Annotated in this window: 20 protein-coding genes and 1 tRNA gene; 15 read left to right on the top strand and 6 right to left on the bottom strand. The window is 71.1% G+C overall.

Annotated features, from left to right (window positions below; genetic code table 11):
- Positions 1–6 precede the first annotated feature (6 nt).
- On the top strand, positions 7–327 hold the full coding sequence (locus tag AMK18_RS24235) for a CU044_2847 family protein (protein ID WP_018103703.1): 321 nt from the start codon (positions 7–9) through the stop codon (positions 325–327).
- Between the two features lie 6 nt (positions 328–333).
- The gene (locus tag AMK18_RS24230; protein WP_073864470.1) at positions 334–4,749 is read left to right on the top strand and encodes a tetratricopeptide repeat protein; all 4,416 of its coding nucleotides are present in this window, start codon (positions 334–336) and stop codon (positions 4,747–4,749) included.
- A 153-nt stretch (positions 4,750–4,902) separates the two neighbouring features.
- Here the strand turns inward: AMK18_RS24230 and AMK18_RS34940 are convergent, their stop codons facing one another.
- Complete coding sequence (locus AMK18_RS34940; protein ID WP_198957072.1) at positions 4,903–6,384, bottom strand: HNH endonuclease; 1,482 nt, start codon at positions 6,382–6,384, stop codon at positions 4,903–4,905.
- A gap of 1,960 nt (positions 6,385–8,344) precedes the next feature.
- On the opposite strand from AMK18_RS34940, the gene AMK18_RS24210 reads away from it, so the two are divergent.
- Genes AMK18_RS24210 through AMK18_RS24200 form a run of 3 tightly spaced genes read left to right on the top strand, consistent with a single transcriptional unit; the run spans position 8,345 to position 12,014 of the window.
- On the top strand, positions 8,345–8,878 hold the full coding sequence (locus tag AMK18_RS24210) for a hypothetical protein (protein WP_143202276.1): 534 nt from the start codon (positions 8,345–8,347) through the stop codon (positions 8,876–8,878).
- Positions 8,879–8,929: 51 nt separating this feature from the next.
- Positions 8,930–11,230, top strand: a complete 2,301-nt coding sequence (locus tag AMK18_RS24205) for a hypothetical protein (RefSeq protein ID WP_073864466.1) — start codon at positions 8,930–8,932, stop codon at positions 11,228–11,230.
- A gap of 37 nt (positions 11,231–11,267) precedes the next feature.
- The gene (locus tag AMK18_RS24200) at positions 11,268–12,014 is read left to right on the top strand and encodes a hypothetical protein (RefSeq protein ID WP_143202275.1); all 747 of its coding nucleotides are present in this window, start codon (positions 11,268–11,270) and stop codon (positions 12,012–12,014) included.
- A gap of 119 nt (positions 12,015–12,133) precedes the next feature.
- On the opposite strand, the gene AMK18_RS24195 is transcribed toward AMK18_RS24200, so the two are convergent.
- A tRNA-Leu gene (locus AMK18_RS24195) sits at positions 12,134–12,221 on the bottom strand.
- 158 nt (positions 12,222–12,379) lie between these two features.
- Between AMK18_RS24195 and AMK18_RS24190 the strand changes: the two genes are divergently transcribed.
- The 3 genes from AMK18_RS24190 to AMK18_RS24180 all read left to right on the top strand — a co-directional run bounded on the left by AMK18_RS24190 (position 12,380) and on the right by AMK18_RS24180 (position 14,989).
- On the top strand, positions 12,380–13,714 hold the full coding sequence (locus AMK18_RS24190; RefSeq protein WP_018103705.1) for a M20/M25/M40 family metallo-hydrolase: 1,335 nt from the start codon (positions 12,380–12,382) through the stop codon (positions 13,712–13,714).
- A 144-nt stretch (positions 13,715–13,858) separates the two neighbouring features.
- Complete coding sequence (gene chpH / locus AMK18_RS24185; protein ID WP_018103706.1) at positions 13,859–14,092, top strand: chaplin ChpH; 234 nt, start codon at positions 13,859–13,861, stop codon at positions 14,090–14,092.
- 135 nt (positions 14,093–14,227) lie between these two features.
- Positions 14,228–14,989 (top strand): chaplin, encoded by a 762-nt coding sequence (locus tag AMK18_RS24180; protein WP_073864464.1) that lies wholly within the window; start codon positions 14,228–14,230, stop codon positions 14,987–14,989.
- 100 nt (positions 14,990–15,089) lie between these two features.
- Here AMK18_RS24180 and AMK18_RS24175 read toward each other — a convergent pair whose 3' ends face one another.
- Positions 15,090–15,278, bottom strand: coding sequence for a DUF5703 family protein (locus AMK18_RS24175; protein WP_018103708.1), 189 nt, complete (start codon positions 15,276–15,278; stop codon positions 15,090–15,092).
- A gap of 47 nt (positions 15,279–15,325) precedes the next feature.
- On the opposite strand from AMK18_RS24175, the gene AMK18_RS24170 reads away from it, so the two are divergent.
- The gene (locus AMK18_RS24170; protein WP_073864463.1) at positions 15,326–15,982 is read left to right on the top strand and encodes a hypothetical protein; all 657 of its coding nucleotides are present in this window, start codon (positions 15,326–15,328) and stop codon (positions 15,980–15,982) included.
- Positions 15,983–16,067: 85 nt separating this feature from the next.
- Here AMK18_RS24170 and AMK18_RS24165 read toward each other — a convergent pair whose 3' ends face one another.
- Together AMK18_RS24165 and AMK18_RS24160 are read right to left on the bottom strand one after the other, a co-directional pair.
- On the bottom strand, positions 16,068–18,218 hold the full coding sequence (locus AMK18_RS24165; RefSeq protein ID WP_073864462.1) for an ATP-dependent DNA helicase: 2,151 nt from the start codon (positions 18,216–18,218) through the stop codon (positions 16,068–16,070).
- The gene (locus AMK18_RS24160; RefSeq protein ID WP_073864461.1) at positions 18,215–19,198 is read right to left on the bottom strand and encodes an aldo/keto reductase; all 984 of its coding nucleotides are present in this window, start codon (positions 19,196–19,198) and stop codon (positions 18,215–18,217) included. Before AMK18_RS24160 ends, AMK18_RS24165 begins: the two co-directional genes overlap by 4 nt.
- Positions 19,199–19,304: 106 nt before the next feature.
- Here AMK18_RS24160 and AMK18_RS24155 point away from each other — a divergent pair, with 106 nt between their 5' ends.
- Both AMK18_RS24155 and AMK18_RS24150 read left to right on the top strand, forming a co-directional pair.
- Positions 19,305–20,354 (top strand): LLM class F420-dependent oxidoreductase, encoded by a 1,050-nt coding sequence (locus AMK18_RS24155; RefSeq protein WP_018103712.1) that lies wholly within the window; start codon positions 19,305–19,307, stop codon positions 20,352–20,354.
- 238 nt (positions 20,355–20,592) lie between these two features.
- On the top strand, positions 20,593–21,381 hold the full coding sequence (locus AMK18_RS24150; RefSeq protein ID WP_018103713.1) for a hypothetical protein: 789 nt from the start codon (positions 20,593–20,595) through the stop codon (positions 21,379–21,381).
- Between the two features lie 15 nt (positions 21,382–21,396).
- Here the strand turns inward: AMK18_RS24150 and corA are convergent, their stop codons facing one another.
- Positions 21,397–22,392: a magnesium/cobalt transporter CorA gene (gene corA, locus AMK18_RS24145; protein WP_018103714.1), complete on the bottom strand. Its 996-nt coding sequence runs from the start codon at positions 22,390–22,392 to the stop codon at positions 21,397–21,399.
- Positions 22,393–22,466: 74 nt separating this feature from the next.
- Between corA and AMK18_RS24140 the strand changes: the two genes are divergently transcribed.
- The 4 genes from AMK18_RS24140 (at position 22,467) to mshC (ending at position 25,991) form a co-directional block, all read left to right on the top strand.
- On the top strand, positions 22,467–23,165 hold the full coding sequence (locus tag AMK18_RS24140; RefSeq protein ID WP_073864460.1) for a histidine phosphatase family protein: 699 nt from the start codon (positions 22,467–22,469) through the stop codon (positions 23,163–23,165).
- Between the two features lie 92 nt (positions 23,166–23,257).
- Entirely contained in the window at positions 23,258–23,848 is a 591-nt protein-coding gene (locus AMK18_RS24135; RefSeq protein WP_020207450.1) for a DUF3090 domain-containing protein, read from the top strand.
- Positions 23,812–24,651, top strand: a complete 840-nt coding sequence (locus tag AMK18_RS24130) for an SCO1664 family protein (protein WP_018103717.1) — start codon at positions 23,812–23,814, stop codon at positions 24,649–24,651. The genes AMK18_RS24135 and AMK18_RS24130 overlap by 37 nt, the downstream gene beginning before the upstream one ends.
- Positions 24,652–24,761: 110 nt before the next feature.
- Positions 24,762–25,991, top strand: coding sequence for a cysteine--1-D-myo-inosityl 2-amino-2-deoxy-alpha-D-glucopyranoside ligase (gene mshC / locus AMK18_RS24125; protein ID WP_073864459.1), 1,230 nt, complete (start codon positions 24,762–24,764; stop codon positions 25,989–25,991).
- Positions 25,992–26,022 lie beyond the last annotated feature (31 nt).

Below are 26,022 nucleotides of genomic sequence, written 5' to 3'. Positions count from 1 at the left end.
GACTTCATGCCGGAAGTCGTGTCCTTCGAAGGGCCGGACGGCGCCTCGCTCCAGGTCGAGGTCCCGGATGACGCCCCCGGACTCGAACGCATCTCGCGCGACTCCGGCGAGGTCGTGCGCGCCGGGCGGCGGCTGGAGGACGCGCTCGCCCAGACCCGCCCCGCCCTCCGCTCCGTGATGGAGTCCGTGCGGGCGCTCGGCCCCGACGCGTACGAGATCGAGTTCGGGATGAAGTTCAACGCCGAGTCCGGCGTGGTGATCGCCAAGACCGCGATCGAGGGGCACTTCGCGGTCAAGGTCTCCTGGAACCGCCCCCAGGCGGACTGACCTCCGGTGCCGCCGGACTGGGAACGCCCGCCCTGGCTGGTCAGCGTACGCAGGACCGAGCACGGCGACCCGGTGGGCGCCGGATTCCTCGTCACCCCGCGCCACATCGTGACCTGCGCCCATGTCGTGGGCCCCGGCCGGGCCCCGGAGCCGCCCGCCCGGCCCGTCTTCGTACGGTTCCAGCACGCCGCCCCGCACGAGCCGCTGCCCGCGACGGTCGTCCCCGGCGGCTGGCACCCGGACACCGGCGACGGCACGGGCGACGTCGCCGTCCTCGAACTCGCCGCGCCCGCACCCCCCGAGGCCCTGCCCGCCCCGCTCCGCACCACCGACCCCGGCACCTGGGACCACCGCTTCCGCGCCTACGGCTACCCCGAGGAGCACAAGCGCCGGGGCGTCCCGGTCCGCGGCGAGATCATCGGCCACGCGGGCAGCGAGTGGATCCAGGTGGAGGCGGGCCCGCACACCGGCTGGGGCCTGGAGAAGGGGTTCTCGGGCGGCCCCGTCTGGGACGTCGACCGGCAGGGCGTCGTCGGCATGCTCGTCGCCCGCGACTCGGTGACCTCCGTCGACCGGCGCACCGCCTACGCGATCAAGGCGGAGGCCCTGGCCCGCTACTGGCCCGGACTCGGCCCCCTCGTCCGCGACATGACGACGACCGAGGTACGCGACCGCCTGGAGGCCCTGCTCTGGACCCCGCTCACCGAGGACGGCGGCATCCCGCGGGTGGCCGAGGTGGACCCGTACGACATCGGCGTCTGCCGCTCCAAATACAGTGACCCGGACCGGGGCGGCCCCGCCCGCGCCCCCTACGTCCGCCGCAGGCCCCAGGACGACCGTCTCGCCGAACTCCTCACCGACCGCCGGTTCGTGCTCCTCGCCGGGCGCTCCAAGGCGGGCAAGTCCCGCACCCTGTACGAGGCGCTGGTCCGGGCCATGCCGGACGCCCGGCTCCTCGTGCCGCGCCCCGGCGACTCCGCCCGCCGGACGCTGGACGACCTCAGCCGCCTCGGCCTGCCCACCGGATCCGACCCGGTGGTGCTCTGGCTCGACGACCTGCACCGCTACCTCCACCCCGGCGGCCTCGACCTCCAGATCCTGGACCGGCTGGCCCGCAGACGGCCCGCCGTGACGATCGTGGCGACCATCCCCGCCAAGCAGCGGGCCGCGCTGACCGCCATGGAGAGCGACGTCGGCCGCGTCGCCCGCACCGTCCTCGACAAGGCGAGCACCGTCGAACTGCCCACCCTGCTGGGCCCCCAGGACGCCGAGGCGGCCCGCGAGCTGTACCCGGGCGAGGACTTCGCGGCCCGGGGCATCGGCGAACTCATGGTCGCCGCCCCCAGCCTGGAACGGCGCTTCACCGACGGCGCCGAGAGCTGCCCGCCCGGCTGGGCCCTGGCCCGGGCCGCCGCCGACTGGATGCGCATGGGCGTCACCGACCCGGTCCCGGAAGCCGTCCTGCGTGAACTCTTCGCCGGCTACCTGGCCGAGCACCACCCCGCGCTCGACGCCGACGACACCGCCTACCGCACCGCCCTGGCCTGGGCCCGTGAACCGGTCGCCGGCACGATCGCGCTGGTCCACCGCGCCCCCGGCCCCGGCGGTTATGCCGGCACCCCGTATCTGGCGGAGTACCTCGACAGCCGCGACGACGACCCCTCCGCCCCGGTCCCGTGGTTCGCCTGGAAGTACCTCGCCGACCGCCGCCCCGCCGCCGCACTCCTCCCCAGTGCCTACACCGCCCTCGTCCGGGGCGAGGCCGCGATCGCCGAACGGCTCCTGGAACGCATCGCGGACGGCACCGACGACCGCGACAGCGCCGCCTGGGCCGCCCTCATGCTCGGCGAGATGCACCTCTACCTCGCCGACTTCGACGCGGCCGCCCGGCTCCTGGAACGCGCCGCGGAGTCCGCCGTGCCCGGCGTCGTCCCGCTCGCCCAGACCGTCCTGGCCGAACTGCTCATGATGTACGGGGACCGCGACCGCTCACGCCGCCTCCTGGAGAGCGCCGTCGCCGCCCGCGACCCGCAGCTCTCCCAGGTCGCCCAGGTCGGCCTGGCCACCCTGCTCTTCGCGGACGGCGAGGAGGACCGCGCCGAACGCATGCTGGAGGCGATCGTCGCGGCCGGCGACACCGAGGCGGCCCCGCTCGCCCAGGCCCGCCTGGTCAGCGTCCTCAGCGGCGCCGACGGCGACGCCGCCGGAGCGCGTACGGGACAGCGCCCCGGCAGCGGCCAGGGCAAGGGCACCATGCGCGCCGGTGGCACCCCGGCCGGGCGCACCGAACCCGTCGAGCAGCCCTGGTCGCTCTCCCGCGCGGTCGGCGAGTCCATGGCGGGCCAGGTCGCTTCGGTCGCCCAGGCCAGCCTCGGCTCCCTGCTGGCCGGCCAGGGCGACGTCGACCGCGCCGAGGAGCTGCTGCGCTCCGCCCTGGCCGGCGGACGCGTCCACGCCGTGCCCCGGGCGCAGGTGGGCCTCGGCGAGCTGCTGATCGTCCGCGGCCGCAACGAGGAGGCGGAGGAGGTCCTGCGCGCCCTCATCGGCTCGGGCAACCCGCTCCTCATCCCGTACGCGAAGATCCTGCTCGCCGTCTCGCTGCGCCCGCGCGGGCTCATCGACCAGGGCATGGACCTGCTCCGCGAGGCCGCCGCCTCCGGCCACCCGGCCCAGGGCCCGCGCGCGCTCTGCGGCCTCGCCGAGTGGTACGCGAACGACGGCGACCTGACCGCCGCCGAGGAGTTCTTCGGGCGGGCCATCGCCACCGGCCACCCGGAGTGGGGCGGCATGGCCCGGGTCGAACTGGCCCTGATGCTGGCCGGCAGCGGCGAGGACCTGGACCGGCCCGCCGCGCTGCTGGACACCGTCATCGAGGCCCGCCACCCCGGTCTCTCCCCGCTCGCCGCCGCCGCGCTCGGCGACCTCCTCGTCCGGGACGGCCGCATCGAGGACGCCGAGCGGGCGTACGGCCTCGCGGTCGCCTCCGGACACCGCGACTGGGCCCAGGTCGTCCGCATCGAACTCGCCCTGCTCCAGGCGGCCCGGGGCGACAGCGACGGCACGGCGGCGGCCGCGGACCTCTTCACCGCAGTCATCGACTCCGGCCACCCCCACCAGGGGCCCCGCGCGGCCGACCTCCTCGGCGACCTCTTCGTGCGCGAGGGCCGCTTCGAGGACGCCGAGCACTCCTACCGCGCGGCCATCGACTCCGGCCACCCCCAGTGGTCGCTGATCGCCCGCATGGACCTGGCCGTCATGCTCGCCGACCACGGCGACTTCGAGGAGGCCGAACGCCTGCTCCTGGTGGTCGCGGCCTCGGACGACCCGGGCGCCGAGGCCTGGGCGCGCGGCGTCCTCGGCGTCGTCCACCTCGGCAACGAACGCCCGGAGGAGGGCCGCGAGCAGCTGCGGGCCGCCGCCGACGCCGACGTGGGCGCCGCCTCCCAGTTCGCCCGCTTCCACCTCGCCAAATGCCTGGCCGCCGACGGCGAGGACGAGGCCGCCGAGGCCTTGGTCCGCACGGTGGTCGACGGCGAACCCTCCCAGGTCACCGAGGTCGCCCGGGCCTGGCTCGCGGTCCGGCTGCTGCACCGCGACCCGGACGCCGCGCAGGCGCTCCTGGTGCGGGTGGAGGACTCCGGCGACGCGGAGGCCATCGTCGCCGGCTACCTCGGCGCCGGCGAATACCTGCTGGAGACCGGCGAGGTCCAGACGGCCGGCGAACTGCTCGAAGCGGCCCTGGAGCTGGCCGGTCCGGACTCCGCACCCCGGATCGGCGCCCTGCTCGGCACCGTCCGGCGCTCGGTCAACGACCTGGACCGGGCCCGCGAACTCCTGACGGACGCCCTGGCCGCGGGCGACCCGGAGACCGAACCGCTCGCCCGCCGCTACCTCGGCAGCACCCTCTTCCGCCTGGGCCTGCTCCCCGAGGCCGAGGAGGTCCTGCTGCCGCTGGCCCGCTCCGACGACACCGAGCACCGCCCCCAGGCCCTGCTGCTGCTCGGCCGCGTCCTGGCGGCGGACAACCGCCCGGAGGAGGCGTACCCCTGGCTGGAGGCGGCCATCGAGTGCGCCGCCGGGGACGCCGATACGGAGACCGGCGCCCGCCAGACGTACGCGGAGCTGCTGCTGAGCGCGGGACAACGGGAGCGCGCCATGGAGATATGGCGGCCCTTGGTGACGCTGGAGGAGGAAGACACGATCATGGACGGCACCGCGCCCCCGGATACCGACCGCCCGACGCTCACCCTGCCCGCCCCCACCCCTCCCGCGCCCGCCCCGCACCCGCTTCCACCGGCGCTGCTCGCGCTGCTGGGCGATGTGGCGGACGCGGAGGGCGCCCACGAGGAGGCCGCGTTCTGGTACGGCCTGGCCGGCCGCGACGGGGAGGTCCGCACAACGACACAGGCCCACGATTCCTGAGGAACCGTGGGCCTGTGGCTGGTGTCCGAGGGGGGACTTGAAGCCTCCCCTTCAAGGTAAGTCGGTCATTTGGTCGAGCATCTTCATTGCTGGTGGAGCTGAGTCACCCAACGGCTTCGATAAGTTGCCGTCGCAGCGCCCTCAGCGGTCGGCTCACGGGTACGTCCGCGGCGGGCTTGCCTTCCACGCTCGGTCGAGGGAATCGTCCCAGGTGCCGTCCCGATCGAAGCTGGCAGCCCGGCAGCCACGGGACATGGGCGCCGCAGCACTATGGCGCCATAGAGCGTTCCCGATTTGGGCTATAGCGTGGCCGCAGTGTCGGCAGACTGCGTGCCGCATCAACTCGTCAGTTAGTCGCTCGAACTGCGCAGTGCGGTCAGCGATCTCTTCTTTGATGCCCCGCAGCACCTCCTCGGCGCTGGAGACCCCTGCCGAGGCGATGATGTCGCGCACGAGCGCTGCCGCTTCGGTGGCGATGTCGGCTCGGCGCGCGGCATCGACAAGGCTCTGCGTAGAACCATTCTGGGACGATTTGCGTACTGTTCGCTTGGCCAATTGAACCGACGCATGGCTCGATACTGACGGCTGGTCATCACCAGCCTCGGGCTCGGGCACCCCATCTCGCAGGCGTCTGCGCGCTACCTCGAAGGCCCATGCCTCGGTGGATGCCTTCTTGGCGACATTGAAGTGGGTACTGGTCGCTGCATCCATCACCGTATGGAACTCTTCCATCAGCGCACCCCAATGGTCGCCACCAGCGAAGTCCTCAGGGGCCCAGCCGTAATGACGTACGAGTTCGTCACGAACACGACCGAAATGGTGGAGGCTCTTTCTCACCGGTCCGGACGTGTCGATGCGAAGGCCGACACGTTCTGCCTTGGCCAGTATTTCGGGATCCACGCCTTCCCACTTCATATGGCCATCCCGGTGACAGGCGTAGTCGACCCAGGACCAGAACGCCTCGGCGTCTGCGACGTCCGGGGCTTCACGGTGGTGGCGCGGGCAGAGGAGGGCAAAGTTGCGGACATCGTTGGAACCGCCGAGTGACTCCGGGACCACGTGAGCCCTCTCCACGGGCGCCTGCCAGCAGATGAGGCAGATCGGCTCGCCGATACCGAGATAGTCGGCGATGGCCTGGACCGGAGGTCTGGAGCGGCGTTGGTCGGGGTTACTTTCCCGGTTCCGCACGCGCAGCTCGCGATGGTCGTAGGCGTGTTCACGGTCAGGGTCTCGAATGTTCAGAACCTCAGGTACGTCCTCACGTTGCGGCCCTGGATTTCTCACCCGGCAGAGCGGCGTGCTGATCTCTGTGAGGTAGGGGCCGAGGAAGCCCAGCAGAAACTCCTGGATGATCTCCAAGGCATCGGTGTCGAAGCCTCCGGCGGCGTTGCGGTGTCCTTGGACGTCCAGGAATAGGTATCGCGGGGCGCCTGGGGTGGCAGTAGCGGCTTGCTTGAGTATCGAGAAGAGGCGGGTAGCACACTTGGTGAAGTCCTCTTCAACCCTCATGTCGTGATACAAGGCGATGCCCTTAGCCGTCCCGTCGCCTTCCTGCTGCTCAGGTGCGACTGTCCCATGGGTGGTCGAGCGAGCTGGTCGCTGACGCGGAGTCGATTTCTGTGTGCTGTCGTTCATGGGTGAACAGTAGGTTCCGTGACTGACAATCGGCTTGAGCGGCGGCTGACTTAGGGCTGGTTGGCCTGCAAGGACCCGGGGCTCGTGGACTTGGTGTTCGTTCACAACCCCGAGCGCCACGGGCACGACCAGATGGTCATTGCCAAGCAGGGCGGTCCTCTATATCCAGGCTTCCTGGAGCGGCCAGCAGGATCGTCCCCAGCCGCAAACGGTGATCCATCGGCGACGCCCCTGAGCGACGGCGCCGGACTGGCACGGTGTAGGGATAAGTCCCTGACAGCCAGGCCCTCTTCATGCCACCAGTGGCATGGCGGACGAAGAAGGCCAGTACCTCCGCAAGCTGCTGGCACTTCTGGACGGCGCGCGACGGTTCGGCATGTACACCCAGGAGAACAAGGGCCAGTGGCAGGTTCAGCCCCGAAGTTCCTTGGCAGGCGACGATGCTAAGAGCCACCTCCATGCGTAGGGCTCTCTGGTACGGGGTGTTTTCGAGAACTCGGCCCGTGCTGTATGGCTACTGGAGCCAGCGAACCGCCTTGAGCGCCTCACTCGTTGCCTGAGCTTGCAGGCGAAGGAAGTTGAGCACGGGCACGGGTTGCGGGAGCTAGTGCAGTTGCTGAGCGTGAAGACAAAGGAGGAGCACCTCCAGGTCCTTGTGGACCTCCTGATCAAGGCCGGGGCCTCCGCTGAGGATGCGGAAGGCGCTGAGGGCTCGCCCTTCGTACAGGCGGATTATCCGTGAAACTGGCCACCACGCGTGAGCCGCCGGGTGATGCGGGCTGCGATGCGACGCCGCCAAGCAGTTCACCGGCTGCGACCTGGTCGTGGACCTAGTCCACCGCGACCTTGGCAAGGACGTCGTCGAGCGCTCACCATCCAGCACCACCACCATTGGGGCGGCAACCACTCGAGCTGGCTGCGGCCACACAGACGGACACAACCCCACCCGGCTGACCGCTCGCACCAAATTGAGTCGTCTGCCCAACGAACTTAGGTCGTTCCGCCGCCCGTCTCAGCGAACCTGGCCATGCGTCTCGGCCCGCTACGGTCATGACCATGGCCTACGGGTTCGGGGACAACCGTGCGTGCCTTCGGCGCACCCAGAAGATCACTCCGATCCTGCTGCGGGAAGCAGACGCGGTCTCGTCTCCCTGTGCGGTGCGCAATCTGGCTCAAGGACGCCGCAGCATCGCCGAACCGTGGGTTCGGTGGGGCCGCACCCCCTTGGATCGACGATGGCCTGACTGACTTCGACCGCACGTGCGGCTACCCGGCGGACCGCCTACTGCCACCCCACTCGGCTCATCCAGACCGACACACTCGCCGGGCTGCAGCCGTCCCCTTCGGCTGACGCAACTAAACGGGCAGTCGGCTGCGTGGAACGGCACAGTCTTGATCAAGAAAATCAGTGCGAGTGGGAATCCGCTGCGCTTCGGTTGTTCACCTATGTGACAGCAGTTAACTCCTGAGGTTGAATTTACAGCGGGATATTGGCTGGAAACGCCGAAGGGGAGACTGGTTCCGCCTGGCACACTCGCCACATGAAATTGATCGCGACTCGCTTCGCTCTCTCGCCGCTCACCAGCCTGAAGACAGTCCGCATGATGCATAAGTCGGACTGGAGCTTGTCGTTCGACGTGGCTTGGCGAGCCATCCGGGTCGCTACCTGCCCTGATGAGCTCGGCTACCGCGAGCACGGCCACAGTCCGAAGGTCATCCGGAACCCCGCGACGGATCAGGCTCCACCTCCCCCTTGAATGGATTGAACTCAATGCGCATACAAGCCGCAGGCGATTCTCATTCGAACCAATTTTCGCAATGTCGGTGTTGATCATCTGCTGCGGTCTAATTTAAGCCATGCTCGGTTGAATTGGGGTGCGTGGCGGAGGTGGCGCGGTACTAATGGACCTCGTTATATGTCCGGGGCCATGTCTTCTTGGGGGATCTCGTGTCTGGTGTCGTGGACTTTTCCGCAGTCGTCGGTGGTGCTTTGCCGGTGACGCTAACGTTCCTGTACCAGCGGTTGGACGCGGTCTTGGAGCGCCGGCGTTCCGGTCGAACGGCAGAGCCCGAGGCCGATCCGGAGATCCCTGCCGAGCTGGTGGGCGATCTGGAGTTGCCGCTTCGCATCGACTCGGACCGCCTCGCATCCCGACTCCCTGTGCTGGAGGTCTTGGCCCTCGCCATGACGCCTTACACGCGCGCCCCGGAACGGATCACCGCCGAGGACGCCGAGCTGCTACAAGTGATGGGGCGTGCGCGAGAGGCCTTGGAGGATGTTTACGGTCAGCGGTTCACCTTCCAGGGTGAGACCCGCGAGCGATCGGGGCCGTTCAGTGAGCAGCATTACGACACGGTGGCCGGCGAAGTGACCGGCTTGGAGGCAGAGGAAGCGATCCGCGGTTCGGCCTCGAGCGTGATCAGGGCAAAGCGTGTGGAACCAGGCGGAAGGGTGGTTGGTATGCGGGCACCGGTCATCGACGGCCGAACCTGACGCTCCCTCCCAACGCCGGGTCCGTTCACACCAGCCAGAAGGAGACCATGCATGGCCGAGCCCGCTTCTGACAACACCGATACCGCCGCCGAGCCTGACCTGGAAGAAGGCGGGACGGACGGCGAAGGACAGGCTTCGGACGCTGCACCCGGAGGCGTGGCTGCGGATCCTGCGGGCCCGCACGCGGAGGGGGAAGCGACGGGTTCGGCCGCAGCCCCTCGAAGGGGCGCGGAGCTCGGCGCTGCGACCGAGGACGAGACCGATTCCACGGCTGACCGCGATCCTGCCCCCTCACGGGCGGGCCGTCCCGCCGGTGCGTATGCCAGTGTCCATGCGGATACCAACCATGGCACCCAGATCGGGCAGTGGTTCGAGGCCGTTCAGCGTCACAGTGGTGCGCCTTTGCCTCCGGAGACGGTAGAGCGAGACCTCGCGGACTACGTTTCCATCGAGAACGAGGTGGAGCTCTCTCGGCTGCTGGAGCACAACCGCACCCTCGTGCTTTTCGCGGACCACCGCGGCAGCGGCCGCTGGACCGCAGCCCTCCATCTCCTTGCCACCAGGCCTGGCGAAGTGCTGACGCTGCGACGGATACGCCGGGAACCCGGTGACAGCTTCAGCGCGGAGGGGCTCAAGGGGCACAAGCGCACCGGGTGGATCCTCGATCTGCGCGCGAGGGAGGAGAGTATTCCCCCCTCTTGCGACTTCGGGCTTGAGCTCATGCAGGCTGACGACTTGCGCGATGACGGCTCGTACCTGGTCGTTATCCTGCGTACAGACCTGTGGAACCGCATCGGGTATGGCGCCGGAGACCTCGCACGCAGGCCGCACCCGCCCACACCAGCATCGCTCCTTTTGAAGTACCTGAGCTCCGGCGGCATTGCCGACCCGAAGCAATGGGTTGACGACCACCGCATCAAGGAGAAGCTGGCTGGTCTGCGCCCGGGCCAAGTTCGGGAGTGGGCCCAGACCCTTGTACGGGCTGAGTCCGACTACCGGACCACCACCGGTCGGAGTACCGAAGCCGGGTCCGACGGCTTCAACGAGGCTATCGACGCTGCAAACAAGGCCGTTTCGGGTTGGATGGATGTGCTGACCGACTGGCACTCCAAAGATGGGCGCACCAGCTACGACCGCAACTACTTGCTCCTGGCCGCGGTCTATGACGGCGAACCCGTCGACAACGTGCACGACAGGATCCTCTCCCTTGCCCGTGCGTTGGGTGAGAAGAGCGACACCTCCACCAGGTTGACGGGGCAGCAGGGGCCAGGCTTGATCCAACTCGCCCACCAGCTTGATGCGGAACTCCGCCCCGATGGCACACTGCGCTTCCCCGGCCCCGGCTTCGCCGAAGCGATCGTGCGCTACTTTCTGATGGACCGCCCCGAACTCATCGACAAGTTCATCAGGTGGACAGCACAGTTGTGCGTTGACTTGGCGGCACCCAAGGCCGAGAAGCTCGCCGAGCGCCTGGCGCCGTGGATCCTGCACCATGCGCAGGCCGCCCGATCCACACGCACGTTGCTCGTCGTGGCGACGAACTGGTCAGCGGACGGCCTCCTGGACAGGCATGCACACGGGCTATTGGTCACGGCAGCTCTAGACTCGGAGATCGGCCAGCTCACACGGAACGCCACCAGCAACTGGATCGAGAAGGGCAACGCTCCTCTCCTGAAGACCCTGGCCCACGTTTTCCAGAGCGTCACCCCGGCCCACCCCGAGCAGATGCTTCGCCGTCTGGGCGACTTGGCGAGCTCGCTCGATCAGCGGGTGCAGTTCGACATTGAAGAAAGGGCTGGCGTAGCGGACGCTGTTGGCGCAGCCGTCGACGGCCTTTGGGTCGACGACGGTTTGCGCTCCTTGCTACGCAAGACGCTGAACACCTGGTTCGCGAGTGACCATAAGGGGCAGCAGCAGGCTGCAGGGAGCGCCTTCCTGTATCTGGCGCTGCAGCGGGATGATACTGGCTGGCTCGTTCTCCTGAGTAGCTCCGAGGACTCCATTCCGGACTGGGTGATCCGCGGGTGGCGAATCGCCCTCGAAGCCGAGGAGCCCACTTCGCTGACGCGCCGAGCCTGTGCTGCCTGGCTGGATGCGGCAGTGGCGCACCCAGGTGCGGCGGACCTGATCGTCAGCACGATGGTGCGCGCAGTACATGACTCGCCCCGTGACTACCTGAGAGGCCTGCGCTTCCTCAACCTAGTCCGGCTTGCTGAGCACTGGGTGTCTGAAGAGGACGCACCCAACAGGGAGGCCCGCCACCGGTCCCACGCCACCTTGATGCGTAGTGTCAGGGAAGCAGATCCGCACCGAGGTCGCTCACAGAGCGAGGGCGAGCTGGCGGGTGAGTAGAACCCGGCCCTGGTCGGCGCGACGGGGTTCGTTCTCTGTGGACTTCACCGCTGCGAGCGCCGACGAGGGCTTTCACTTTACCGTCCACGCGGAGGGGCAGTGGCGTAGAAGAGGGCGCCAACTTCATCACGCACCTGAGGCGGTCGCGGCAGCCCATGTGGTCGATGCGTTCTCGGAAATGGCGGCCACCTACCCGATCGTCACCGCCGAGGGATTGCAGTACCGTGCCAATGCCCGGTTTGGCCGACATACGGACCTACCGGACGACCGAGTCCGCGTTAATTGGGCCACTGTGCAGGTCTATGTCAGCCCGGAGGACCTGCATCTGGCGCAGGACCGCATACGCCTTCGCGCCCGCGCGCAAACGGACAGGGAGCTCAGGCAGCTGCAGGTCGTCCAGGCGCTGGCCTACCGCGATCAGCTACGCGAAGACCCTACGTTGATTCTCGCGCAGCTGCTTCTTGATTCGCCTGCGGCGGTCACCGACCAGACCCTCACGATGATTCCCAAGATCGCTGCGCACGTGGGTACCTACGCCCCAGGTGCAGCATGGGTGCAGACCGCCCACCTGCTGGACGAGTGGTACGGAGGGTTGGCCTCGGACGCCAAGCAATTCGTCGTCGATCGCCTGTGCACTGTGGCTAGAGAATTTGGGGGAGAAGAAGTCTCCCAGCGCTTGAAGGACGCTCACAGGGTTGCTGCAGACTCATCCGGACCCCCAGCGGCCACCTTCCCGACACCACCCCGGGAGCCTGACCCACCCCACCCCTCACACCCCACCTGAGCAGCGCAAACGCATCTGGCCCTCTGCGAACCCGCAGAGGGCCAGATCACGTCACAACAACAAAGCCGGTCGAAGCGACAAACTGTCGCTTCGACCGGCTTCATTTGGTCGGTTGACCGTGGTGTCCGAGGGGGGACTTGAACCCCCACGCCCGATAAAGGGCACTAGCACCTCAAGCTAGCGCGTCTGCCATTCCGCCACCCGGACAAGGTGTCTGTCTCGCGGGCCTGGCCCGTTCCGACGTGGAAAACCATAGCAAACATTGGAGGGTGCTCGATCACGCCCGGTCCCGTGGGGGCCTTGGGTGCGCGGGCCCGGCGATGGAGGATGGGAGGGAGCACCACAGCGACAGGGAAGGAACCAGCGTGAGCGAGAGCAATGCGGCCCGGAGCGGCTCGGGCGAGACCGCCGAGAACGAGGTCGTGGACCTCTGTCGTGACCTGATCCGGATCGACACCAGCAACTACGGCGACCACTCCGGGCCCGGCGAGCGGGCGGCCGCCGAGTACGTGGCCGAGAAGCTGGCCGAGGTCGGGCTCGAACCGAAGATCTTCGAGTCCCACAAGGGGCGCGCGTCGACCGTGGCACGGATCGAGGGCGAGGACCCGTCCCGCCCGGCCCTGCTGATCCACGGCCACACCGACGTCGTCCCGGCCAACGCGCACGACTGGACGCACCACCCGTTCTCCGGGGAGATCGCGGACGGCTGCGTCTGGGGCCGGGGCGCGGTCGACATGAAGGACATGGACGCGATGACGCTGGCGGTGGTGCGCGAGCGCATGCGCAGCGGCCGCAAGCCCCCGCGCGACATCGTGCTCGCCTTCCTCGCGGACGAGGAGGCGGGCGGCACGTACGGCGCGCGCTACCTCGTGGACAAGCACCCCGACCTGTTCGAGGGCGTCAACGAGGCGATCGGCGAGGTCGGCGGCTTCTCGTTCACCGTCAACGAGAACCTGCGGCTGTACCTCGTGGAGACGGCGCAGAAGGGCATGCACTGGATGCGCCTGACCGTCGACGGCACGGCGGGCCACGGCTCCATGACCAACGACGACAACGCGATCACCGAGCTCTGCGAGGCGGTCGGCCGGCTCGGCCGGCACACCTGGCCGGTCCGGGTGACCAAGACCGTGCGGTCCTTCCTGGACGAGCTGTCGGACGCGCTCGGCACCCCGCTGGACCCGGAGGACATGGAGGCCACCCTCGCCAAGCTGGGCGGCATCGCCAAGATGGTCGGCGCCACCCTGCGCAACTCCGCCGCCCCGACCATGCTCGGCGCCGGCTACAAGGTCAACGTGATCCCGGGGCAGGCCACCGCCCACGTCGACGGCCGCTTCCTGCCGGGGTACGAGCAGGAGTTCCTGGCCGACCTCGACCGCATCCTCGGCCCGCGCGTCCGGCGCGAGGACGTGCACGGCGACAAGGCGCTGGAGACCGACTTCGACGGCGCCCTCGTGGACGCCATGCAGACGGCGCTCAAGGCCGAGGACCCGATTGCCCGCGCCGTGCCGTACATGCTCTCCGGCGGCACGGACGCCAAGTCCTTCGACGACCTGGGCATCCGCTGCTTCGGCTTCGCCCCGCTGAAGCTCCCGCCGGAGCTCGACTTCGCGGGCATGTTCCACGGCGTGGACGAGCGCGTTCCGGTCGAGGGGCTGAAGTTCGGCGCCCGCGTTCTGGACCGGTTCATCGACCACAGCTGACCCGCGAGGGCGTAAATCGCCAGGATGTACGCCTCTAACCGGAACGAGTGAATGGGGCGTTTGCCTCGTAGCCCCGTTACTTCCTCCTCGTTACAGGGGGTGCGGTCCGCGGCTGGGACCGCGCTTTGGCAACTAGGAGGAATCATGATCAAGAAGATTGCCGCCGCCGCGGCTGTCACCAGTGGCCTCGTGCTCGCCGGCGCCGGCATGGCCGTCGCCGACTCGGGCGCCCAGGGTGCTGCCATCGGCAGCCCCGGCGTCATCTCGGGCAACGTCATCCAGGTTCCCGTCCACGTTCCCGTGAACGTGTGCGGCAACACGATCAACGTGATCGGGCTGCTGAACCCGGCCTTCGGCAACGTCTGCGTCAACGACTGACGTTGCGCGTCAACCCGTAAGGGTTTGAGCCCGCTCGGCCCCGGACCGCACTCCATGCGCTCCGGGGCCGTCGGGTCCTTTGCCTCCGCACGGTAGTCCGGGGGTACTCCGGAAGGTAGAAGGCAGGAAACACCTATGCGACAGGTCACGCGAAAAGGCCTGATCACCATGGCGGCCGCGGGTGGCGTTCTCGCCCTCGGCGGCGGCTACGCGCACGCCGACGCGGGAGCGTCCGGCGGCGCCTCGAATTCCCCGGGGGTGCTTTCAGGGAATTCGGTGCAGGTTCCGGTCAGTGTGCCGGTCAACGTCTGCGGAAACTCCGTGGACGTCGTCGGGCTGCTCAACCCGACCTTCGGCAACTCCTGCCGGAACGGCTCGGGCGGTTCGTCCGCCGGCACGCACGACTCCGCGTCGGGCACGTCCGGCAACCACGCCGGGAACCGGGCCGTCGAGCGCGGTCAGGGGGCGAAGGGGGGAACCGGCAAGCACCGGGCCTCCGGTGACAACGGGGGCGGGGCCACCGCGGAGGGGTACACGCACGGATCACCCGGTCTGCTCTCGGGCAACCAGATCCAGGCGCCCATCGACATTCCCGTGAACGCCTGCGGCAACAGCATCGACGTCGTCGGCCTGCTGAACCCCACGTTCGGCAACGAGTGCGAGAACGAGAGCACGCCGCCGGTCGACGTTCCGGAGCCTCCTCCGGTCCACCACGTCACGCCGCCGACGCCCGAGAAGCCCACTCCGAACACGCCGGAGCCGCAGACCGTGCCGGAGGCGCCGCAGCTCGCCCACACCGGAGCGGGCGGGCTCGACCTGCTCATTCCGGCGAGCGCGGGCATGCTGCTGGCCGGCGCGGGCACGGTGCTCTACCGCCGCGCGAAGGCCGCCGCCTGACGGCAGCGCCGCACCGGCGAGCACGCAGAGAAGGAAACGGGCCCCGCGACCGCGGGGCCCGTTTCGCGTGCTCGGACGTTCTGCGGCCGGTCCTTCCGGCTCACCATGTGGCCCGTAGCTGACGGATGATCCGGCGGCGCAGCCGCACGCGGCGGCTGCCGTCCCGGCGCAGCGTCAGACGGTCCAGCTCCCAGTGCCCGTACTCGGCATGGTCGGTCAACAGGCGGGCCGTGTCCTTCCGGGACACCCCGCGTGGCACGTACACATCGACAAATTCGTATTCCGGCATCGAATCCATTGTGCGGGCAAGGCCCCGGTACGGATAGCGTCTGCCCCATGTCTGATGCTGCGCAGCCCACCGCTGCCGAGGTACGCGCCGCCGCCGATGCGGTCAAAGCCGCGATCGACCACCACCTCGCGGCGGTCGAACGCCGGTCGGGGGACGATGATCCCGCTGTCTACGACGCGTTCAACGCACTGGCCGCCGCCGCCGAGGTCTACGACGAACTCCTCTACGACCGCCACGACGAGGTCACCCCGTTCGAGATCCCGGGGGAGCAGGACGCCCTGCCGCCCTACAACGGACCCGACGAGCCGCACGCGCTCAGCGTGCTGATCCGCCGCGACTACGCGGTGGTGGAACCCCAGCGGCTGCTGGCCCAGGCCCAGCGCCTCGCCGACGCCGACCCGGACGAGCGGGAGGACGCCGGGGCGGCGGTCGTCGGCACCAGCGTGCACGCGGCCCTCGGCGTGCTCTTCGGGGAGTACGAGGCGGACGAGATCGCCTCCCGGCACACGGAGTTCGGCCTGGAGGAGGGCGACTCCACGCTCTGGGTCGCGGCGGCGGACGAACTTCCCGAACCGGGGGAGTGGCTGGCCGCCCCGTTCGACGACGCCGACCCCGAGCTGGTGGTCTGCCGCTTCGACGTCAGCGCGGTCTTCGACGACGACCTCGACGACGAAGCGGAGGGACCGGGGCACCCCGCCGGCTGACCGGCTGGACCGGAACCCCGCCAGGAACGACCGGAGGGCCCCCGCGAACGCGCCAGGCGTACGCGGGGGCCCTCCGGGGCCCGTCTCACCGCTCCACGGGCTCCTGGGCCTCCTGGGACGCCTCCAGCAGGGCCCGCAGGCGCGTACTGCGCTCCTGGGCGGGCACCTCGGCCACCGCGCGCGGCAGGGCCTGGTCGACGCCGTGCACCACGGAGAGATGGCGCTCGCCCCGGCCGAACGCGGTATAGACCCACGGCCGGCTCAGCCCGCGCGCCGCGTCGCCCGGCAGCACCACGACGGCCGCCGGCCACCGCATCCCGGCCGCCTGATGGGCACTGAGCGCCCACGCGTGGCGCACGGAGTCCGCCACCCGGTCCTGCGGTACGACGACGGGGGTCCCCGCACAGTCCAGGTGCAGCCCCTCCGCGTCGGCCGAGACGACCACGCCGGGCACCGTCCGCCCCGGCGCCGGGACATGCGCGACCCGGTCGCCCGGGTCGAACCCGCCGAAGCGGCCGGGGCCCGGGTTGAGCCGCTGCTTCAGGGCCTCGTTCAGCACCCGGGTGCCCGCGGCGCCGCCGTGGCCCACCGTGATGACCTGGGTGTCCTCGGACGGCACCCCGAGGGCGCGCGGCACCGAGTCGGCGACGAGCTGCACCGTGCGGTGGACCGCCTCGCCCGCGTCCCGGACCGGGACGATGACGACCTCCTTGCCCGGCGCCTCCACCTGGTTCAGCTCACCGATGCCGATGCCCGAGACCAGCTCGCCGACCGGGCCCGGGTCCGGGGTGCGGGAGGAGACGCGGGGGCAGGCGCGGGCGGCCAGCACATCGGCGAACACCTGCCCGGCGCCCGCCGAGCCCAGCACGCCCGGGTCGCCGCTGAGGACCAGGCGGACGCCGTCGCCCAGGGACTCCACCAGCATCGCGCCGGTCTCCACGTCCAGCTGGGGCGCGTCCAGCACGACGAGCAGGTCGAGCGCGAGCGCCCCCTCCTCGTCCCGCCCCGGCCCCTCGGCACCCGACAGCAGCCCGGCGAGCGTGACGGCCGCCTCCGGGGCGCCGGTGTCCTGGGCGAGCCGCCGACGGCCGTCCACGCTGTGCGCGGCGCCCAGGGCGCGCAGGCCGAGCCCCCGGGCGGCGGCGATCAGGGCGGCGGGCTCGGCCCGGGCCGCCTCGCCGCCCGTGTGCGCGACGAGGCCGTGGGAGGCGGTCGCGCGGATCAGCTCGGCGGCCGACGGGGAGGGCGCGGCGGCGGCCGCCTCCGACCAGTCCGCCTCCTTGTCGCCGCCGTTGACCAGCCGGGCCAGCCCGTCGGCCAGGCTCTCCTCCGCCAGCGCGTACCGGTCGAGGCCGAGGAGCACGGGGCCCGGCGGGGCGGCCTCGGCCGCCTCCTCGTCGCCCTGTTCCTGCTCCACCTGCTCCTCCTGCTCCTCCGGGCCGTCCTGGAAGACCAGCACGACGCCCTCCGCGACGGCGTGCTGCACGGCCGCCTCGGGGTCGCTCACGCCCCGGCCGGCCAGCGCCTCGCGCACCCGGTCCGCGTCCAGCGCGGTGTGGCCCCGGAGCGCGGCCTGCTCCAGGACCCAGCCGGTCAGGGCGGCGGCGCGGCGCTCGTCGTCGGGCCCGCAGGCGGGGCCGAGCAGCGTCCGGGCGAAGCCGTCCGCCTGCTCGGGCCCGACGCCGGGCAGGGCCAGCAGCTGCCAGGGGTCCTCGCGCAGGAGCTCGGCCGCCCGGTCCCCGAGCAGCGCGGCGGCGGGCCCGCCCAGCGCGGCGGGGGCCCCTCCGGCGGACAGCACGGCCGCCACGGAGGCGACGCTCTCGGGCGAGGCGGCCCGGGGCGCGGGGGCCTGTTCCCGTGCCGGGGCCGGGGCGGGGGCCGACGTTCGGCGGGCGGGCGTCGGTGCGGGCGAGTCGTAGAACGCCGTGGCGGGCTTCTGCCCGCCCTCCACGGCCCGGACGGCCGCCAGCAGATCGGCGGCGGTTCCGCTCAGCTTCCCCCCGGCCTCGATGGGCCCGTCCTTCTCGGCCTTCCGCTTCTCGATCCGCTCCCGCAGCTCCCGCTGAGCGGCGATCTCGGCCTCGGCCTCGGAAAGCGCGGGGGCGCCTTCGGTGCCGGGCTCCGCCTCGCTCGCCGCGTCAGCGGCACCGGCAGGGCCCGGATCGTCCGGGACGGCGACGGTGTCGTCCTCGGTGGCCGGGGAGCCGGGGGATTCGCCCCGGGGTAGCGCGGTCACAGCGTGCTCCAGTCCTGGTCGGGATAGCGGTGCACGGGCGCCGACACATCGTCCAGCGCCTGGCAGATCTCGTCAGGAAGACTAAGCGTCTCCACTGACAACGCCTCCGTCAGCTGCTGCGCGTTGCGCGCGCCGACGATCGGGGCCGCGACGCCGGGCCGGTCCCGGACCCAGGCCAGCGCGACCTGCGCGGGCGTGGTGGCCAGCCCGTCGGCGGCGGTCGACACCGCGTCCACGATGCGGCCCGCCGCCTCGTCCAGATACGGCTCCACGAAGGGCGCCAGCAGCTCGGACGCGCCGCGCGAGTCGGACGGTGTGCCCGTGCGGTACTTGCCGGTCAGCACGCCCCGGCCCAGCGGCGAGGAGGGCAGCAGCCCGACGCCGAGGTCGAGCGCGGCGGGCAGCACCTCGCGCTCCACGCCGCGCTGGAGCAGCGAGTACTCCATCTGCGTCGCCGCCAGCCGGGTCCGCGCCCCGGGCGCGGCGAGCTGCCAGGTGGCCGCCTTCGCGAGCTGCCAGCCGCAGAAGCCGGACACCCCGGCATAGCGGGCGCGCCCGGAGGACACCGCGAGGTCCAGCGCCTGGAGCGTCTCCTCCAGCGGGGTGTCCGGGTCGAACGCGTGGAGCTGCCACAGGTCCACGTAATCCGTGCCGAGGCGGCTCAGCGAGGCGTCGAGGGCCGCCAGCAGGTGTCCGCGCGAGGCGTCGACCCTGCGGTAGGGGTCGGCGACGCTGCCCGCCTTGGTCGCGATGACCAGGTCGCGCCGGGGCACCAGGCCGTCCACCAGCCGCCCGAGCAGGTACTCGGCCTCGCCGCCGCCGTACACATCGGCCGTGTCGACCAGCGTGCCGCCCGCCTCCCAGAACACCTTCAGCTGCTCGGCAGCGTCGTGCTCGTCGGTGTCCCGGCCCCAGGTGAGGGTGCCGAGCCCGATCCTGGACACACGAAGGCCGGTGCGGCCCAGATGCCTCTGCTCCATGGGCGCTGAGATTACAACCGGCGTGGGGCGGCCCCCTGCCGGATCAACTTCCCGCGCGCTAGAGTCCGGAACTCAGGGACGTTACTGATCGGTAAGGGGTTCGGCTATGCGGCTCGGCATCAATCTCGGCTACTGGGGCGCGGGGATGGACGGCGACAACCTCGCCGTAGCGCAGGAGGCCGACCGGCTCGGCTACGACGTCTGCTGGGCGGCCGAGGCGTACGGCTCCGACGCGCCGACCGTGCTGGCCTGGGTGGCCGCGCAGACGGAGTCCATCGACGTCGGCTCGGCCATCCTCCAGATCCCGGCGCGCCAGCCCGCGATGGCGGCCATGACGGCGGCCACGCTCGACTCCCTGTCCGGCGGCCGCTTCCGGCTCGGCCTCGGCGTGTCGGGCCCGCAGGTCTCCGAGGGCTGGTACGGCGTCAAGTTCGACAAGCCACTGGCCCGCACCCGGGAGTACGTGGACATCGTCCGCAAGGCGATGACCCGCGAGCGCCTTTCGTACGAGGGGGAGCACTGGACGCTCCCGCTGCCGGACGGACCGGGCAAGCCGCTCAAGCTGACCGTGCACCCGCAGCGCGAGCACATTCCGCTCTACATCGCCGCGATCGGCCCGAAGAACCTGGAGCAGACCGGCGAGATCGCCGACGGCGCCCTGCTGATCTTCCCCTCGGCCGAGCACCTGGAGGAGACCGCGATCAGCCACCTGCGGGCCGGCCGGGAGAAGGCCGGGAAGACGATGGAGGGCTTCGACGTCTGCCCGACCGTCCCGCTCGCCGTCGGCGACGACATCCCCGGCCTCGCGGACATGTTCCGCCCCTACACCGCGCTGTACGTCGGCGGCATGGGCAGCGCCAAGCAGAACTTCTACAACCGGCTCGCGCAGCGCATGGGGTACGAGAAGGAGGCCGCCGAGATCCAGGAGAAGTACCTCTCCGGCGACAAGAGCGGCGCGGCGGCCGCCGTACCGCACCAGCTGATCGACCAGACCACGCTGCTCGGCTCCGTGGACCGGATCGCCGAGCGCATGCAGGCGTACGCGGAGGTGGGGGTCACGACCCTGACCCTGGCCCCGGCCGGCTTCACGCTCGACGAGCGGATCGCCGCGCTCCGGGCCGGCACGGACGCGCTGGAGCGGGCCGGGCTCGCCTAACGGGAAGAGGCTCTGCGGCCGTGGTGGGGGCTCGGGGGGTCCTCCCCGCCACGGCCGTCACGGGGAACAACGCGGGCGGCCCGGCGGGGTTACGGGTGTACGCAAAAACGGTTCGCCGTCCGCGCTGGAGCCTCCACGCGCCGCCACCCGTTCGGCCCAGCCGCCGCCCGCTCCTGTTGCCCGCCCCGGCCCGGCGCATTTGACTGGCGCTCGGCGACGCGGCACGGAGGTGGCAGTGATGCTCTCGGCAAAGAACCTGTTCGAGGAGATCCTCGACAACGACGACTCGTTCCGGCTGTTCTGCTCCATCGCGGCCAGCGGCGAGTCCCAGGGCGGCTGGGAGAACGGCCGGATCGCGGCCCTCGTCCCCGAGAGCCAGCGCCCGCTGGCCCCCAAGATCGCCCGGCACGGCGCCGACGAGGACAAGCACGGCCGAATCTTCAACGCGCTGCTCAAGAAGCGCGGCCTGGCCCCCGGGCCCGTCCCCCCGGACACCGACTACACGATGCTCCTGGAGCGCCACGGCATCGGACTCGCGCACGAGCAGCTGGGCCGCGACGAGCCCCTGACCGAGCGCGACATCATCACGTACCTGGCCCACAGCCGGGTCACCGAGCAGCGCGCGTCCGAGCAGATGCAGCTGCTGACCAAGCACTTCGCGGACCACCCCGAGCTCGGCCGCGCGGTCCGGATGATCTCCAACGACGAGGACAACCACCTCGCGTACTGCCACGAGGAGCTGCTGCGCTTCGCGTACGCCGGGCACGGCCGCACGATCCAGCGCATCCTGCGCGAGTGCGCCCTCGCCGAGATCCGGGTCTACCGCGACGTCAGCCTCGCCGTCATGGACCACATGGGCCGGGTGCTCGGCTGGTCCCGCGCGAAGGCCGCCGTGCTCGCCGCGGGCATCCACGCCATGTACGCGTACGAACGCCTCGGCGGCTGGCGGCGCATGGTCAGCCTGGCCCCGCCCGCCCGGCGCGACGCCCTCGGCGGACCCGCGACGCCCGCGCCCGAGTACGCCTGACGGGCGGCCGGGGCGTCAGAGCCAGCCGCGCCGCTTGAACTGGCGGTACAGGCCCACGACCGCCCCGGCCATCAGCAGCAGCACCACCGGGTACGAGCCGACCCACCGCAGCTCCGGCATGTGGTCGAAGTTCATCCCGTAGATCCCCGCGACCATCGTCGGCACCGCGGCCATCGCCGCCCAGGCGGAGATCTTGCGCATGTCGTCGTTCTGCCGCACCCCCATCTGCGCGAGATGCGCGGACAGGATGTCGGACAGCAGCCGGTCGAGCCCCTCCACCTGCTCGTTGGCCCGGGTCAGGTGGTCCTGGACGTCCCGGAAGAACGGCTGCGCGTGCTCCTGGACGAACGGCACCCCGGCGCCCGCCAGCCGGGCCATCGGCCCGGTCAGCGGGACCGTCGCCCGGCGGAACTCCAGCACCTGGCGCTTGAAGGTGTAGATGCGGGCCGCGGTGTTCTTGGAGTCGTCCGTACCGCTCGGCGCGAAGACCTGCGTCTCCAGCTCCTCCAGGTCCACCTGGAGCTCGCCCGCCACGTCTATGTAGTGGTCCACGATCGCGTCGCTCACCGCGTACAGGACCGCCGTCGGCCCGTGCTTCAGCACCTCGGGGTCGGCCTCCAGGCGTCGGCGTACGGCCGCCAGCGGCGCGCCCTCGCCGTGCCGGACGGTCACGACGAACGAGTCGCCCATGAACACCATCAGCTCGTGCGTGGTGACCGTGTCGCTGTCGTGGTCGTACAGCACCGGTTTGATCACCGCGAACAGTGAGTCGTCGTACACCTCCAGCTTGGGCCGCTGGTGGGCGGAGAGGGCGTCCTCCACGGCCAGCGGGTGCAGCCCGAACTCGTGGCTGACGAGGTCGAACTCCTTCTCCGTCGGCTCGTGCAGGCCGATCCAGAGGAACGCGTCGCCGGACTCCCGCGCCTGGGCGAGCGCGTCGGAGAAGTCGGCGGGGCCCTCGGTCCGGCGTCCGTCGCGGTAAATGGCGCAGTCGACAATCACGGCGCGCATTCTTCCCTGCCTGCGGACCGGTATGCACCTTTGGCCCCGTCAGGAAACCGGGTCGCGCCCGTACGCTGGACCGCATGCCCACCCTGATCCTCGTACGCCACGGACGCTCGACCGCCAACACGGCCGGGGTGCTCGCGGGCCGGACGCCCGGCGTCGCCCTGGACGAGCGTGGCGCCGCGCAGGCCGCCGCGCTCCCCGGCCGGCTGGCCGCGCTGCCGCTCGCCGCCGCCGTCAGCAGCCCCCTGCAACGCTGCCGGGAGACCCTGGAACCCCTGCTGGCCGCCCGCCCGGACCTGCCGCTGCACGTCGAGGACCGGATCAGCGAGTGCGACTACGGCGACTGGTCGGGCCGCAAGCTCGCCGAGCTCACCGACGAACCGCTGATGACCGTCGTCCAGCAGCACCCCTCCGCCGCCGCCTTTCCCGGCGGCGAGTCGATGCGCGCGATGCAGGCCCGCGCCGTCGACGCCGTACGGGAGTGGAACGCCCGGATCGAGGCGGAGCACGGCGAGAACGCGGCGTACGTCATGTGCTCGCACGGCGACATCATCAAGGCCCTGGTCGCCGACGCGCTCGGCATGCACCTGGACCTCTTCCAGCGCCTCCAGGCCGACCCGTGCTCGGTCACCGCGATCCGCTACACGAGGCTCCGCCCCTATCTGGTGCGCCTCGGCGACACGGGCGACCTCGCCGGACTCGCGCCCCGCGAACCGGGTCCGGACGCCGGAGCCGCCGGGGACGCGGCGGTAGGGGGCGGCGCTGGGGCGCCGTGATCGCCGCGCGCAGTAGGGTGGACGCGCCGTAGAACGCTTTCCGAGGCTCCGGCCCACCCCATCTGCCCGTCGACTCTCAAGGGAGACAGGACGTGTCCCGTCAGGTGTTCCTCTACGACCCCCCGGACCGCTTCGTGGCCGGCACGGTCGGGCTGCCTGGACGCCGTACGTTCTTCCTGCAGGCATCCTCAGGCGGACGTGTCACCAGCGTGGCCCTGGAGAAGACCCAGGTCGCCGCGCTCGCCGAGCGCGTGGACGAACTGCTGGACGAGGTCGTACGCCGCACCGGCGGGAACTCCCCGGTGCCCGCCGTCGCCCCGATGGACGTCACGGACACCGCGCCGCTCGACGTCCCCGTCGAGGAGGAGTTCCGCGTCGGCACCATGGCGCTCGCCTGGGACGGCGAGGAGCAGCGCATGATCGTGGAGGCGCAGGCCCTGGTCGAGCTGGACGCCGACTCCGTCGAGGACCTGGCCGAGGCCGAGGAGCGGCTGCTCCAGGACGAGGAGAACGGCCCGCCGATGCTCCGCGTCCGGCTCTCCGGTGCCCAGGCCCGCGCCTTCGCCAAGCGCGCCCTGGACGTGGTGAACGCCGGCCGGCCGCCCTGCCCGCTGTGCAGCCTGCCGCTCGACCCGGAAGGACACGTATGCCCGCGCCAGAACGGATACCGCCGGGGCGCCTGACCGACGCGGAGCACGTCGCCCTGCTGGCCGAGGGCACGCTCACCGTCCTCGGGCAGGTCCGCGGCGCGTCCAACGCGGTGCTGTACTGCTCCGTCGCCCACGAGGGCGCGGAGGCGTACTGCGTGTACAAGCCCGTGGCCGGCGAGCAGCCGCTCTGGGACTTCCCCGACGGCACCCTCGCCCAGCGCGAGGTGGCCGCCTACGAGGTCTCCGAGGCCATGGGCTGGGGGCTGATCCCGCCGACCGTGCTGCGGGACGGGCCGTACGGCCAGGGCATGTGCCAGCTGTGGATCGAGGCCGAGGAGCCGGGCGAGGACGAGCCGGGGCTGCTCGCGCTCATCGAGGACGAGGAGCCCGGCGAGGGCTGGAAGGCCGTCGCGTTCGCCGAGGTGGGGGAGGGGAAGACCGCCCTGCTGGTGCACGCGGACGACCCCCGGCTGCGGCGGCTCGCCGTCCTGGACGCCGTCATCAACAACGGCGACCGCAAGGGCGGCCACCTGCTGCCCGCGCCCGGCGGCCGGCTCTACGGCATCGACCACGGGGTGACCTTCAACGCCGACGACAAGCTGCGCACCCTGCTCTGGGGCTGGGCGGGCGAGCCCCTGACCCCCGAGGCCGTCGAGGTCCTGGACCGGCTGGCCGCCGCCCTGGAGCCCGGGGCCCCGCTGGTCACCCGGCTGGCCCAACTCATCACGGCGGCCGAGACCGAGGCCCTGCGGGCCCGGGTGGCCGGACTGCGGGAGACCGGGCTGCACCGGGAGCCCAGCGGTGAATGGCCCGCCATCCCCTGGCCGCCGGTCTGACGGCCGGTCCGCCCCGATGCACGCCGGGCGCGGCGGCGCAAGAGTGCCTCTTCGGTCAGGATCACCCCTCCGGTTCGTATCCGGAAGCCGCATCCGGTTACGCTCGTGGCATGCATGCCTGGCCCGCTTCTGAGGTCCCCGCCCTGCCCGGCAAGGGCCGCGACCTTCGGATCCACGACACCGCGACCGGCGGACGGATCACCCTTGACCCCGGTCCCGTCGCCCGCATCTACGTCTGCGGCATCACGCCGTACGACGCGACCCACATGGGTCATGCGGCGACCTACAACGCGTTCGACCTCGTGCAGCGCGTGTGGCTCGACACCAAGCGGCAGGTTCACTACGTCCAGAACGTGACGGACGTGGACGACCCGCTGCTGGAGCGGGCCGTGCGCGACGGACAGGACTGGACCGAGCTCGCGGAGCGCGAGACGGCCCTGTTCCGCGAGGACATGACCGCGCTCCGCATGCTCCCGCCGCGGGACTACATCGGAGCCGTCGAGGCGATACCCGGCATCGTGCCGCTCGTGGAACGGCTCCGCGACGCGGGCGCCGCCTACGAGCTCGACGGCGACATCTACTTCTCCGTGGACACCGACCCGCACTTCGGCGAGGTGTCGAACCTCGACGCCGAGGCCATGCGCCTGCTCTCCGCCGAACGCGGCGGCGACCCGGAGCGCCCCGGCAAGAAGAACCCGCTCGACCCCATGCTCTGGATGGCCGCCCGCGAGGGCGAGCCCAGCTGGGACGGCGGCTCCCTCGGCGCCGGACGCCCCGGCTGGCACATCGAGTGCGTGGCCATCGCCCTCGACCACCTGGGCATGGGCTTCGACGTCCAGGGCGGCGGCTCCGACCTGGCCTTCCCGCACCACGAGATGGGCGCCTCGCACGCCCAGGTGCTCACCGGCGAGCACCCCTTCGCGCAGGCTTACGTACACGCGGGCATGGTCGCCCTGGACGGCGAGAAGATGTCCAAGTCCAAGGGCAACCTCGTCTTCGTCTCCGCGCTCCGCCGCGACGGAGTGGACCCGGCCGCGATCCGCTTGGCCCTGCTCGCCCACCACTACCGCTCCGACTGGGAGTGGACCGACCAGGTGCTCGCCGACGCGGTGGCCCGGCTCGGCCGCTGGCGTGCCGCCGTCTCCCGCCCCGACGGGCTGTCCGCCGACGCCCTGGTCGAGGAGGTCCGCGCGGCCCTCGCCGACGACCTGGACGCCCCGGCCGCGCTGGCCGCGGTCGACCGCTGGGCCGAGCGGCAGACCAACGAGGGGGGCACGGACGAGGGCGCGCCCGGCCTCGTCTCCCGCACCGTGGACGCGCTTCTCGGCGTGGCCCTGTAGCTCTTTTTCGTAACTCTCCGTCGTAGCAGCC

This window comes from Streptomyces sp. CB01249 (assembly GCF_001905735.1).
Classification (GTDB): domain Bacteria; phylum Actinomycetota; class Actinomycetes; order Streptomycetales; family Streptomycetaceae; genus Streptomyces.
Note: the sequence above shows the minus strand (reverse complement) of the source record. Positions and strands in the feature narration are given on the sequence as shown.